At 53.1% G+C, this 12,559-nt stretch carries 10 protein-coding genes; all 10 read right to left on the bottom strand.

Annotated features, from left to right (window positions below):
- Positions 1-8: 8 nt before the first annotated feature.
- Positions 9-1,136: a non-hydrolyzing UDP-N-acetylglucosamine 2-epimerase gene (wecB, locus tag QPL94_RS09710; RefSeq protein ID WP_285357053.1), complete on the bottom strand. Its 1,128-nt coding sequence runs from the start codon at positions 1,134-1,136 to the stop codon at positions 9-11.
- Positions 1,129-2,139, bottom strand: coding sequence for a polysaccharide biosynthesis protein (locus QPL94_RS09705; RefSeq protein WP_285357051.1), 1,011 nt, complete (start codon positions 2,137-2,139; stop codon positions 1,129-1,131). The genes wecB and QPL94_RS09705 overlap by 8 nt, the downstream gene beginning before the upstream one ends.
- A gap of 90 nt (positions 2,140-2,229) precedes the next feature.
- Positions 2,230-3,312, bottom strand: coding sequence for an IS630 family transposase (locus tag QPL94_RS09700; RefSeq protein ID WP_285357050.1), 1,083 nt, complete (start codon positions 3,310-3,312; stop codon positions 2,230-2,232).
- A 135-nt stretch (positions 3,313-3,447) separates the two neighbouring features.
- On the bottom strand, positions 3,448-4,635 hold the full coding sequence (locus tag QPL94_RS09695; protein WP_285357048.1) for a glycosyltransferase: 1,188 nt from the start codon (positions 4,633-4,635) through the stop codon (positions 3,448-3,450).
- Positions 4,636-4,648: 13 nt separating this feature from the next.
- The gene (locus QPL94_RS09690; RefSeq protein ID WP_285357047.1) at positions 4,649-5,725 is read right to left on the bottom strand and encodes a DegT/DnrJ/EryC1/StrS family aminotransferase; all 1,077 of its coding nucleotides are present in this window, start codon (positions 5,723-5,725) and stop codon (positions 4,649-4,651) included.
- Between the two features lie 50 nt (positions 5,726-5,775).
- Complete coding sequence (locus tag QPL94_RS09685) at positions 5,776-6,351, bottom strand: acyltransferase (RefSeq protein ID WP_285357046.1); 576 nt, start codon at positions 6,349-6,351, stop codon at positions 5,776-5,778.
- Between the two features lie 32 nt (positions 6,352-6,383).
- Positions 6,384-7,334: a Gfo/Idh/MocA family protein gene (locus QPL94_RS09680; protein ID WP_285357045.1), complete on the bottom strand. Its 951-nt coding sequence runs from the start codon at positions 7,332-7,334 to the stop codon at positions 6,384-6,386.
- A gap of 18 nt (positions 7,335-7,352) precedes the next feature.
- A complete protein-coding gene (locus QPL94_RS09675) occupies positions 7,353-8,297 on the bottom strand; it encodes a Wzz/FepE/Etk N-terminal domain-containing protein (protein ID WP_285357043.1) in 945 nt (314 codons plus the stop codon).
- Positions 8,294-10,873 carry an SLBB domain-containing protein gene (locus QPL94_RS09670; protein ID WP_285357041.1) on the bottom strand — a complete coding sequence of 860 codons (2,580 nt, stop codon included), beginning with the start codon at positions 10,871-10,873 and terminating at the stop codon, positions 8,294-8,296. Before QPL94_RS09670 ends, QPL94_RS09675 begins: the two co-directional genes overlap by 4 nt.
- A gap of 16 nt (positions 10,874-10,889) precedes the next feature.
- On the bottom strand, positions 10,890-12,383 hold the full coding sequence (locus tag QPL94_RS09665) for a capsule assembly Wzi family protein (protein WP_285357039.1): 1,494 nt from the start codon (positions 12,381-12,383) through the stop codon (positions 10,890-10,892).
- Between the last annotated feature and the right edge of the window lie 176 nt (positions 12,384-12,559).

The raw sequence follows: 12,559 nt of genomic DNA, 5'->3' as shown, positions 1-12,559 counted from the left end.
TATTTGAATCAAGACTTACGCCACACAGTGCGGTTGATATAGTCCGTATAGCTCAGGACCACTCGTACAACCTGCTTGGAAACAGGCCCACCTTCGTAATCCCCCACCAAGGAAAACACTCTTTTTTCTGCATCATGTTGGCTGGTAACTACTTTCACGGCATCAAGAATTGAGTCCTTACTCAAACCACTCATGATCAAAGTTCCTACGTCCATGCCCTCCGGCCGCTCATGGGTGTTGCGTATCGTTATAGCCGGAAGGTTCAGCAAAGAGGCCTCTTCAGTGATGGTGCCACTGTCCGACAAAACACAAAACGCCTCCATCTGTAACCTCAGATAATCCAGAAAACCGAAGGGTTTAACGAATCTGAGCAGGGGGTGCGACAGGTCAATTCCAAGGGCCTCCAAACGTTGCCTGGTCCTTGGATGGGTAGAGACTATCACAGGTAAGTTGTACTCGTCCGCCAGCGCCTTCAGTGAGTCAACCAGTTCCTTTAAACTATCGGGGCAGTCTACGTTCTCTTCGCGATGAGCGCTCGCGATGAAAAATTTTCCGGCTTCAAGTCCACTTCGGTCTAAAACATCCGATTGCTGAATTTTGGGCATGTAATAGTTCAGGACTTCATGCATGTGAGAGCCGGTTTTCAGGATTGTTTCCGGCCGAATGCCCTCGGCAATCAAATAACGACGCGCGTGCTCAGTTAAAACCATATTGATGTCACTCAAATGGTCCAACACTTTACGATTAAGTTCTTCAGGCACCCTCTCATCAAAACACCGGTTTCCAGCCTCCATGTGAAAGACTGGGATTTTCCTCCGTTTCGCCGAGATCACCGCCATACAGGAATTGGTGTCACCATAAAGCAACAACGCATCCGGCTTTTCAACGGCAAAAACTTCGTCAGCCCTGGCAATCACTTCTGCAATGGTTTTGGCGGCAGTACTTCCGGCGGCACCCAGAAAATAATCAGGCTTGCGAATTTCAAGATCATCAAAAAAAACCTGATTCAGCTCAAAGTCATAATTTTGCCCGGAATGCACCAGGATATGGTTGACCTGTTTATCCAACTCGGCAATCACGCGGCTCATTTTTATCAGTTCAGGGCGGGTGCCTACGAGCGTCATGACCTTAAGCATTGAGCTGCTCCTTCACGTACTCCAGCTCACTAACCAGACTCTTTACTTCCGGAACGGTTAAACGAGTCGTATTATGAGAGGTATAGTCATCCGACTGGGAAATTTTTTCTTCACCTTCCACAAAAAATTTCCGGTAATTCAGATCACGGTTATCGGCCTGTATGCGGTAGTAACGGCCCATATCCTCTGACTTCGCCATTTCCTCCCTGGAAATGAGTGACTCATAGAGTTTCTCACCATGCCGGGTGCCAATTATTCTAATTGTATTGTCAGCCCCAAATAACTCTTTCAGTGCCTGCGCAAGATCCTGCACAGTTGACGCAGGCGCTTTTTGCACAAAAATGTCCCCTTGTGTCGCATTTTCAAAAGCATGCAGAACCAGATCAAGAGAATCCTCAAGCGACATCAGAAATCTGGTCATTTCAGGATCTGTTACGGTTAATGCTTCTTTGTTTTTAATTTGCTTCAGAAACAAAGGAATCACCGACCCTCGGGAAGCCATAACGTTTCCGTATCTGGTGGCACACAAAACCGGGCCGCCCTCGGGGACAAGACGTGACTTTGCCACCATCAGCTTTTCGGCCATGGCTTTCGAGATGCCCATGGCATTAATCGGATACACCGCCTTATCAGTACTAAGGACAACAACCCGCTTTACATTGCTTTCAATGGCCGCATTGAGGACATTTTCAGTGCCAAGAACGTTAGTCCTCACCGCTTCCATTGGGTGAAACTCGCAGGAAGGAACCTGCTTGAGTGCAGCTGCATGGAAAACGTAATCAACGCCTACCATGGCCTGCTTTATGCTGTCATGAGACCTCACATCACCAATATAAAACTTGACCTTGTCGTTCGACAGCGCAAGACGCATATCCTCTTGCTTTTTTTCATCCCGACTGAAAATTCGAATTTCACGAATATTTGTATCTAAAAATCGCTTAAGAACTGTTTTACCGAACGAGCCCGTGCCACCGGTAATCATTAGAACTTTATCTTCAAACATTATATATCCCAAAATTTAATACGTATCGGCGATAATTTAAAACGAAAACGAAAAACGAGGCCCCCCTAGTGTTCCGTCCGGGTAATCCATTTATTTATTATCAATAATGCTCAGTTTTGCTCGCGCCACTGAAGTCATAATCGATTCTGCACTTTTGTGCCACCGGAACGGCTTGGCCAGTTTCTCGTTATGGGTCTTTATATACCGGCGAATCGCCGTCTTGAGTTCGCCCACACTGGTAAAGATTCCACGGTACAAAGCGCGGCGTTCCAGCTGACCAAACCATCCCTCCACGGCGTTCAGCCAAGAGGCGCTGGTTGGTGTGAAGTGAAGCTTGAACCGAGGGTGTTTCTCCAGCCAGGCTTTCACCTCTGGTGTTTTGTGAGTCGAGCTGTTGTCCAGAATCAGATGAAGGTCCTGCTCTTTCGGTGTTTCTCGATCAATTTGCCGCAGAAAGTCGAGAAATTCTTTGGCGCGGTGGCGTTGTGTGATGCGCCCAATCACCTCGCCGTTCAGGATATTCAGAGCCGCGTATAAGCTGGTCGTGCCGTGCCTCTTGTAATCATGAGTGCGGCGCTCGATCTGGCCGGGTTTCAATTGCAGCTTTGGTTGAGTTCGATCCAGAGCCTGGATCTGCGTTTTCTCATCAACAGACAGTACCAGAGCGTTATCCGGCGGATTCAGGTACAGGCCAACGACATCGAAAACCTTTTCAGCAAAGTCCGGATCATTGCTTATTTTGAAGGTTTTCAGCCGGTGCGGTTTCAGGTCAGCGGCTTTCCAGATCTGGTGCACTTGCCAGCGACTGACGCCGGCATATTCGGCCATCAGCCGCACACTCCAGTGGGTTGATTCCTTGGGCAGCTTTTTTACCGTGTCATCGAGAATTGATTTGACCTTCTTCTGTTCCAGCTTTCTGGGCTGCCCAGGTCTTGGAGCATCCTGAAGGCCGCTCAGGCCCTGTTCGATATAACGATTACGCCACTTGAATACCGTGGCCGTACTGGTTTCCAGTCGCTCAGCAGCGTCTTTGGGTGATTCACCGGCATCCAGGGCCAAAACGATTCGTGCTCGCTGAACGAGATTCTGGCTGAGCGTGCTTGTTCGCAACCAGCCTTCCAGCTCCAGTTGATCGTTTACCGTAAGATTAAAGGGTGCTGGTTTCCGGGCCAAAACAGAGTCTCCAAACTCGTGAATAACAGCTCGAATTATAGCACATTTACGCTTAGGAATTACCCGGACGGAACACTAGCTCAGATTTCTAATGAACAGCAGTCAAGTCGTCTGAATTCTTTGCGGTAAAAGCGCTCATGCACAATCCAGTTCGTTTTTATTTGCGTTTATTACTCGCGTGTACTCTTCAGTAAGCATGCCAGCTATGGCAGAGCCAGAAAAACGATCATGAGCCCGTTTTGCGATTGAGCAAGAGTCGAATGACTCGATATTTTCCAACAACTTCTGCATCGCAGCAGCAAGTGCTTTAGGGTTTCTTGTGGGCACAAGCAAGCCATCACCCTTCTCAACAATACATTCCGGCCCGCCACACCGTGTTGCAATAACTGGTAAGCCTGTCATCAATGCTTCCGCGGCCACCACACCAAAAGTTTCGTAATGACTGGCAACTACCATTACATCGGCTTTCCCCAGTAATTCCGGTACCTTTTCAGGAGCAACCATTCCTAAAAAATGCACTTTGTCGGAAAGCCCCAACTCACTGGCTTTCTTTTCCAATACCTTCTTTATCGGCCCATCACCTGCAAGCCACAACTCTGTAGTAGGATTATCCGAGGCGATACTGTGAAATGCCTCGATTAACTCTAACTGCCCTTTATTCTCTGTCATTAACGCAAGGTTCAGAAATATAAACGAACCATGCCTTCTCTTGAGGCCCTTTGAAGCATTGAAGCGATCTGCAACTACATTGGGTATCCAATGCCACTGATCTTTACTAGATACAAACTGTTTGCCGAGAATCTCTCCAAGTGATGGACTTACTGAGATACACGAGCATGCTCCGGCAATTCCCTTCCCTACCAGTCTCAACTGCCAGTCGGCATAAAGATTTCTTGCGAAGCCGCTGCTATGTTCTGTCAATACCATGGGGATACCATATTTTCTAGCTAGATCCGCCGCCGCCGATCCCCCAAATATTGTGCAGTGGGCATGCAGGATGTCCGGCTTTCCGTAATGCTCAATATAATTTTTCAGCAAAACATTGGCCGCACGCTTAAAAAGCCAATAATTACCATAAGGCACACGAGGTAAGGCTGCGAGTACATCTTCCCGGTAGGTTGGTATACCCATATCCATTTCACAAAAAGGTATTGATCGCCTTCCAGACTTTTGAGTCAGCGTTCGCAATGAACGCAGCATTGGTGCAATCACACCTACTTTGTGGCCATGATTAAGTAGTGCCAATGCCTGATCCCGAAAGAAAACTCCTTTGACGTCTCCCGCATGACCTGGATACCAGGAAGGCAGTAAGAGAATATGCATTTGTGTTTAACACTCAACCAAAAGCTTGAACGACATGTAAAAGGTCACTACCAGACAGGTAAGGATGCATGGGCAACGACATTACAACCTGTGCGGCTTGATCCCCGGCAGGAAGATAAACAACACCATCCTCAACAGCAGGCTGCTTGTTCAGGGGAATCGGATAATGAACTGCCGTTGGAACTCCCGCCTCTTTCAGTTTTTCCTGCACTTGTCCACGATTTTGCACCCGGATGGTGTACTGCGCCCAGGCGGAAATATTGTGGGTTTCTACATGGGGGGTGGTGTCGATGCCAGCTTCGTTCAGCAGCCGGGTGTAGTTTTCTGCCACCTTGTTACGTAATTCAATTTCCTCATCAAGTAGCTCCAGCTTGGGCAGCATGATAGCGGCCTGCAGGCTATCCAGGCGACTGTTTACGCCCACACGGACATGGTGGTAGCGCCTGTCTTGGCCGTGGCGGGCGATTTGGCGGAGGATGGTCGCCAAATCATCGTCGTTGGTGAAGATGGCACCGCCATCACCATAACAACCCAGGGGTTTACTGGGGAAAAAACTGGTGCAGCCAATCGTGGTGAGATTGCAGGATTTCCCGCCTTTATAGCTGGCGCCAAAACTTTGGGCGCCGTCTTCAATTACCGGAATATCGTGTTTTTCAGCAATAGTATTGATGGTATCAAAGTCTGCGCATTGGCCATAAAGTGAAACTGGAATAATGGCTTTGGTGCGCGGATTGATCGCGGCTTCAAGCAGTTCCGGGTCCAGGTTGTAGGTTCTCGGGTCTATGTCCACGTAAACGGGTTTTGCGCCCAGCACCGCAGGAGTTTCGGCAGTGGCGATATAGCTGAAACCCGGTACGATCACTTCATCGCCGGGACCCACGCCAACTGCCATCTGAGCGATTTGCAGGGCGTCTGTGCCATTGCCTACGGTTATGCAGTGTTTGGCGCCGCAGTAGACTGCGAGTCTTTCTTCCAATTCCGCCACTTCTGGCCCGAGGATGTATTTGCCGTGGGCCAGGACTTTCTGGATGTTGGCGTCTATCTTGTCTTTAATTCTGGTTTGCTGAGCTGCCAAGTCTACAAACTGCATACGTAATCAACCTTTAGAAGTAGCAATTGAGTTAACCGAAGCAATCAGGATCAGGCTTTAGAAAGTTGGCCATTGCTAAGCAGATATTTGGTGCCGGTATGAGTGCAAACTGCTTCCCCGTCACCTGCAACAGGCATGTCCAACTGCTCGCCAAATTCACTCATCCAGCCAACCTGCCGGGCGGGTACGCCCACCATCAAGGCGTACGCTGGTACGTCTTTATTTACGACGGCACCGGCACCTACAAAGGCAAACTCGCCGATAGTCACACCACAAACTAAGGTGCAGTTGGCACCGAGCGTGGCACCACGCTTCACCAATGTATCCCGGTATTCATCCTTTCGCTCAATCAGTGAGCGGGGGTTGTATACGTTGGTAAAGACCATGCTGGGGCCGCAGAAAACGCCTTCTTCCAGATGAACATTGTCGTACACAGAGACGTTGTTCTGGATTTTGCAGTTGTCGCCAATCGTAACCTTATTGCCAACGAATACGCCCTGGCCCATGGATACGTTTTTCCCAATTTGGGCGCCGCCGCATACGTGGACGAAGTGCCAGACTCGGGAGCCTTCACCGATTTGGGCGCCTTCGTCTACTATGGCGCTGGGGTGGATTTTTACAGGCATGGGTGCTCCTTTTGGGAGAGGCGTGTTGATTGTTAGTTGGTTTTTAGGAAGGGGTGGTAGTTGCCTTTCAGGCCGATTGGGTCGGCGTTGCGGATGTTGGCAACGGTTTCGATGGCTACTCGGTTGTCTTCAAGGCCGTAACCGCGGCCTGCCAGAATTTCTTCGTAGCTGCGGGTGTGGAGATCTGCAAAGCCACCGGAGAATTCCAGTTCTTCTCCATCGACTGTGATAGAGCGGTAGGTTCTTTGGCCCAGAGATTTTGCACTCTCTGGGACAAACTTGTAGTCCACCGACAGGAACCACCGAACACGGGCTTTTTCGTACTCCAGGTAGCCTGCCGCCATGGTGTCGCTGCTGTGGTGAACCACGTTTTCCTGAAGCTCCCCGAAAATAAAGTGCAGCATGTCGTAGAAGTGCACGCCGATGTTGGTGGCGATTCCACCGGATTTCTTCTCATCACCCTTCCAGGATTGCATGTACCAGTGGCCGCGAGAGGTGATGTATGTCAGGTCGACTTCATGCTTGGTCGATTTCTGTTCGCGCTGGACTTTTTCACGGAGTTCGATGATCGACGGGTGAACACGTAGCTGAAGGATAGTGTTGACCTTCTGTCCGGCGTCTTTTTCGATCTCTTGGAGGCCGTCAATATTCCACGGGTTCAACACCAGGGGCTTCTCGCAGATAGCATCGGCACCTGAACGAAGCGCAAAACGCATATGGCTATCGTGCAGGTAGTTTGGGGAGCATATTGAAATAAAGTCCACAGCCTGCCCACCGTTCGCACGGTGGAGCTTGTCGATGTGGCGGTCAAAGCGCTCAAATTCTGTAAAGAAATCCGCATCCGGAAAAAAGCTGTCAATGATGCCAACTGAATCGTTTTTATCCAGTGCGGCGACCAACTCATTGTCGGTGTCTTTGATAGCTTTCATGTGGCGGGGAGCGATGTAGCCAGCTGCGCCGATCAGAGCAAACTTCTTAGGCATTGTTGATCCTTTTCACTGTTAAGCAGTTTTTTCGATAAATGATCTGATAAAAACTATGGATACGGCGAGCATGCCGCCCAGCATTGTAGCAATGATGGCGATCAGGGCCCGATTGGGTTCACTTTTTTCCTGGGGAACCACAGCCGGGTCTACGGTTTTGAAGACGTACTCTCGCTGTGCGTTAGCCAGCATTACCGTTCGTGTTTCGCTTTCTATCAGTTGATAGAACACTTGCTGCATACCAGCGATGTTGGTTTCGTTGAGCTTAGTCTCCAGGTAGCTGATGCTGCCTTCCGCTTCTTCAATATCCTGGGCTCGCATGTGTTCGTTGATGTCTTTCACCAACCATTCGGTCCATTGTTTTGCAGCGACGGGAGAGAGGCTTTTTATGCTGACGGTAACCATGCCGTTGTCTTGATTTTCACGAACGCTTAGGTGGCTTTGCTTAAACTTCTTTATGAGATCCCAGTTTGTTGGCTGCAAGCTCTCACCGTCTTCATTGGTGCCCCACTCACCCGTTGCGGGGCTGTAGATCTCTCGGTCATACACCCACTCACTCTGCCTGGTATTCCACGCTTTCGTTGCCATGAGTGGAGCTTCGAGCTCATGGCGATGTATGAAATCTGTCAGAAACACCCTTGATTGAAGCACTTCTTTGGCGATTGAGGTTTTGCTGGAGCTGTCGCTTCCGATATTGACTCCAGCCAGGCTGGCCAGGCTGCCGAGCTGCCCACCCAAGCGGCCACCGCTATCTCCATCCGCCGGTGCGAGAAGAGCATTAGCCTGGTAGATATCCGGTTTGTAGAGGGCATAGGCAACACCACCGGCGGCAAAGAGGATGGTGACCAGGATGATTATCCATTTACCGGCCCACAGAGTGGCAAAGAGTTCCCGAAGATCAATCTCATCATCCGGGTAATGCCCAGTCTCATACGGTTCCGGCAAACGTTCGTATCGGGTCATTGCAAGTTCCCCACTGCCGCTGCACCCAGCGCCATCTGATACACAATCTGGCTTACGTTACTCCAGAGTTCCAGCTGGTTTAGCCTGTCCACGTCAATGGGCACGATAACCGTATCACCCGGCGCCAGTTGCTGGCTGCGGCCGCCGAACCAGCGGCTTTTCTCTGGCAGCATCACGGAGCCATCCGCTTTCACCACATAGACCCTGTCTTCATCCGCCTGGCGGGTGGGGCCGCCGCTTCGTTCCAGATAGTCGTCCACCGTCAACCCTTCGGTATGAAGGTGGCTGGTGGGAAACTGGACTTCGCCAAATACGCTGACAGACTGCGGGATGGTTGGCACGGTCAGCCGATCACCGTCCTGCAGGCGAATAGCCTGGTAGGCGTCGTCACTCACCACGTCTGCCAGGTTGATCACCATACGGCCGACCGGGCGTGCGCTCTGTACATCTTCCAGCAGATCCCGCACTTGCTCGGTTCGTTGCGCCGCCTGGCCGCCGATGTCATCGCCTTCCAGCTGAACGCCCAGCAGGTCGCCCTGCAGTCGTTCTTCGGCTTCCCTCAGGCGCAGGGCTTCCCGTTGGCGGAGTTTCTCACGGGTGAATACGGCGCCCCGGGGAAAAGCGTTGTCAGTCAGGCCGCCGGCGCGTTGGATGACGTCGCGGAGGGTTTCGCCATTTCGAACGGTGTACTCGCCAGGGTAGCGGACCTCTCCGGCCAGTTCGATGGTTTTCGCCTGGGCGAATTCCGGTATGGATTTGATCAGCAGGCGGTCGCGGCTTTGGAGGGCGATTACGGCTTGCCCTTTCATAACGGCTTGAAGATCCAGATTCTTTATGTAGGTTTCGCCGGTGCCATCGCTATCAACACCGAAACGGGCCAGTTCGGCGGTGTGGAGTGAGGCTGAGTCTATCAGGCCACCGGCGACGTAGATGGCGTCTGCCACCTGCCTTGAGGCCGGTAGTGGGTACTCACCGGGGTAACGCACCGGGCCGGTTACCTGAATGGTTTGCTGGGGGGCCCCTGGTTTGGCCTGAGCTTTCAGCCTTTGCAGTACCGGTGCGAACAGGGCTTCGCGGCTGAAGCGGCTGTAATCGGTCTCTTCGGCGCCCTCGTCCTCTTCTGCGTCCATAGTGCGAGGGGCATCCTGGCGCTTGCTGTCGTTCAGGTCGCTGTTTTTGGCGCTAACCTTGCCTTCGTCTGCAAAGATCAGGAACTGGTCTTTCTCCTGCAGGCGAATGTCGTTCTCGCCACCCGGGTTGTTCAGGGCTTTCCGCAGGCGAAGGTTGATGACGGATACGGTGTCGGTATCCGGATCGGTTCGCACGATGGCGGCGTAGCGTTTGTCCGCTTCCTGCAGCAGGTCGTTATCCAGGGAGCGAATAACAGAGCTCACTCGCATGCCCGGCACCCAGGCGTAGCGGCCCGGGCGGGTAGCCGCACCTTTCACTTCCACATACTGGCCGGTGATGTCAGAGATGGAGGCGACTTCTATGTGGTCCCCCGGCCTGACCTTCGCTTGCCTGCCTTTGCGGGTAGTGAGGTTGGCTTCGGCAATGATGCGCAGGAAGTCGTCGTTATTGCGTTCGATGCGCACCAGTTGTGGATAGGCCTGTGGCGTCAGGCCGCCGGCCAGGTTCACCAGTTCCTGCAGGTTGGTGGTGTTTTTCAGTTCGTAGAGTGCGGGGCGGTAGACTTCGCCGTCTATTCCTACGCGGTCACCGACTGGCGGGATGAAGATAACGTCGCCGGGTTGCAGGCGGTTGTCACCGGAGGTGTCGCCTGCCAGCAGCAGGTCATACAGGTCCAGTTCTCCGATCAGCTTGCCGTCCCGCTTGTGCTGGATCTTACGCAGGGAGCCGGTACGTTCGATGCCGCCGGATACGTAGAGCGCATTGGTAATGGTAGAGAGCGAGCTGACCGTGTAGGAACCGGCGTTTCTTGCCTCCCCCAGCACAAACACCCGCATACTGCGCAATTCGCCCAGGCTGACACTGGCTTGCACGCCTATGTACTGTTCAGAGACCCGCTTTTTGATTTGCTGACTGGCCTGGTCGAAGCTTAGGCCGGCAATGGTTTGCGGACCGGACTGGGGAAAGCTGATGGTGCCGTCTCGGGATATCGGCAGTTCCAGTTGCTGGTTTTCCTTGCCCCAGAGTTGTACTCGTAGAACGTCACCGGGGCCCAGGGTGTAGTCGTTGGGGATGGGTATTTCGGTGACCGGCGCAAAGGTTGTAGGGCTACCGGCAAACAGGTCGTATCCGAAGGGTTTCAGGCCGCCGTTTTTTCGGTCCTGCTCTTCGTTGTCTTCTCGCTCTTCCCGGGCGTGCTCCTGTTCTTTATCAGAGATGGCATTAACGGGTTCAACCACGTTTACGTTCTGCGGGCGTTGGTTTTGCTGGCCAGTTGAGCCGGCGATGGCATCCAGGTCCACCCCATACTGATTGGTCAAGGCTTCTTGCTGGGCTCGGGGCATGCTTTTGAACTGTTCAATCTGGGACTGGCTTATGGATTGCGCAGCAGGGGTTACTGGCAATACCAGGGCCAACACCGTCAGAAGTCGTTTGGTCAGGGTCACTGGGTTAAATCCGGTTTTAGAAACGATAACGCCAGGCAGCGCCGAGAGACCACTGGTCTTTCTCGCCGCCCAGGAATTCTATCTTTCTGTCGGTAGCCTGGGCCGTGAGGTCCAGCCAGCCGCTAAGAAACTGTGTGCCATAACCCACGGATAGCAGCGCTGCGTTCTGGGCTCCTTCCGGTACGTTGTAGAAAATATCGCGGTCTGTGATGACAGTGCGATTACCGCCGTCTTTATTGAGATCCAGGTAACCCAGGGAAGCAGACAGGTTTCGGCCATCCGGGAAGAAGTTGAACACACCCAGAGTCACGGTTTCCGCGTCGCCATCAAAGGTGGATGCCATGTTGCGGCCCTTGTAACGGTAACCACTGCGATAACGGGAGTGATCATAGGTGATATTGGGCATGGCGTTGCCGAGGAAGTCATCGGCCAGTGTATTGCTGTATTCGACGAACCACTGCTGGTCGCTGCTCAGTAACTGGGTGGTCCAATCAGTACCCAGAAGCCAGGATTTGCGGGCCGGGAAGGCGCCGGCTTCGTCTTCACCCATCATCTGTGCGTACACGCCCATGGCCTGGTCGCCGATGCCGAAGCCGTAGCGGGCATCGATACTGGCCAGCTGGTTGCCGGGGTCGTTTTCTTCCAGTTGGCCGTTGTCCCGCCCGATGAAGGCGTTCCAGAATGTGGAGGCGCCTTCCGGACGGCCCTCGCCGCCGAGCATGATGGCCCGGGAGAAGCCGATGTCCAGGCCTTCAACAGGCCTTACCGTCAGGCGCATGCCGATCATTTTCGCCTCTGGCACGGCGCGCTCGTCTTCCAGTTGGCCGGCAAATACGGTGAACTGCCAGGGGCCGATCCACTGCAGCCAGTCCGATTCCGGTGCACTGGCATCTTTGCGGTTCAACCAGACAGCTGGCATAGGGCGGGCATTATTGGACAGGATCAAACTGCTTTGCCAGCCCGGGCCCCACCAGCGGTTGATGGCGCCTGCGCCGAATACCCAGTTGCCAGCGGTGGCGGCCAGGTAGGAGCCGTCCAAGCGCAGCGATTCGTCGTCTTCCGGGTTGGCAGCGAAGGCCGGTTTCAGGCCGAAGGCCCAGGATTCCCCCTGCCATTGCACGTTAAGGTTCGTTTCACCGTTTTCACGGGGGCCCGCCTGGAAACCTCTTACAAAGGCCGGTTCGCTGGTGGCACCCAATTCGTATTCCGCTCGCCAGCCCTGTGCCCCCTGCTCGTCCATCTCGAACTTCAGGTAAGCCAGCGGGCCGCCAATGGCCGGTGCGTCGCTTCCGGTTCCACGAGCCAGGCCGTTGTGGACGGTGCCCATCATCACCGGCCAGGTAGACATGGTGCGGCTCAGGTGGCCCCTGTCTGCCAGCTTCTGCAGGGCAAAGCGGGCACGGTTGTCACCGGGTTCCAGCCAGGGGGCGGCGGTGGCTATTGAAGAATGCGCGGAGGTGATCAGGCACGCTACCGCCCCACCGACCAGGGTCCAGTGCTTTGAGGTCATACAACTTTACTGTTTACTGCGTGGACAGGGAATGATGAATAAAAGGAGGGAACAACTTAATCCCAACGGTATCCCTGTCGGTTAATGGAGCGTCTGGTTCCAGAGGCCGAAGATTCTACGGGATCCAATATGACGCGCAAGTCGCAAAACTACAGACCTGTGTGTTTGAGCCAGGT

This window comes from Marinobacter sp. SS13-12, from assembly GCF_030227115.1.
Taxonomy (GTDB): domain Bacteria; phylum Pseudomonadota; class Gammaproteobacteria; order Pseudomonadales; family Oleiphilaceae; genus Marinobacter.
Note: the sequence above shows the minus strand (reverse complement) of the source record. Positions and strands in the feature narration are given on the sequence as shown.

Excerpts from the sequence above, each read along its gene's own strand:
- QPL94_RS09680 (WP_285357045.1), bottom strand. The coding sequence starts at position 7,334 with ATGCCTAAGAAGTTTGCTCTGATCGGCGCAGCTGGCTACATCGCTCCC.
- QPL94_RS09695 (WP_285357048.1), bottom strand. The coding sequence starts at position 4,635 with ATGCATATTCTCTTACTGCCTTCCTGGTATCCAGGTCATGCGGGAGAC.
- QPL94_RS09685 (WP_285357046.1), bottom strand. The coding sequence starts at position 6,351 with ATGCCTGTAAAAATCCACCCCAGCGCCATAGTAGACGAAGGCGCCCAA.
- wecB (WP_285357053.1), bottom strand. The coding sequence starts at position 1,136 with ATGCTTAAGGTCATGACGCTCGTAGGCACCCGCCCTGAACTGATAAAA.
- QPL94_RS09705 (WP_285357051.1), bottom strand. The coding sequence starts at position 2,139 with ATGTTTGAAGATAAAGTTCTAATGATTACCGGTGGCACGGGCTCGTTC.
- QPL94_RS09665 (WP_285357039.1), bottom strand. The coding sequence starts at position 12,383 with ATGACCTCAAAGCACTGGACCCTGGTCGGTGGGGCGGTAGCGTGCCTG.
- QPL94_RS09690 (WP_285357047.1), bottom strand. The coding sequence starts at position 5,725 with ATGCAGTTTGTAGACTTGGCAGCTCAGCAAACCAGAATTAAAGACAAG.
- QPL94_RS09675 (WP_285357043.1), bottom strand. The coding sequence starts at position 8,297 with ATGACCCGATACGAACGTTTGCCGGAACCGTATGAGACTGGGCATTAC.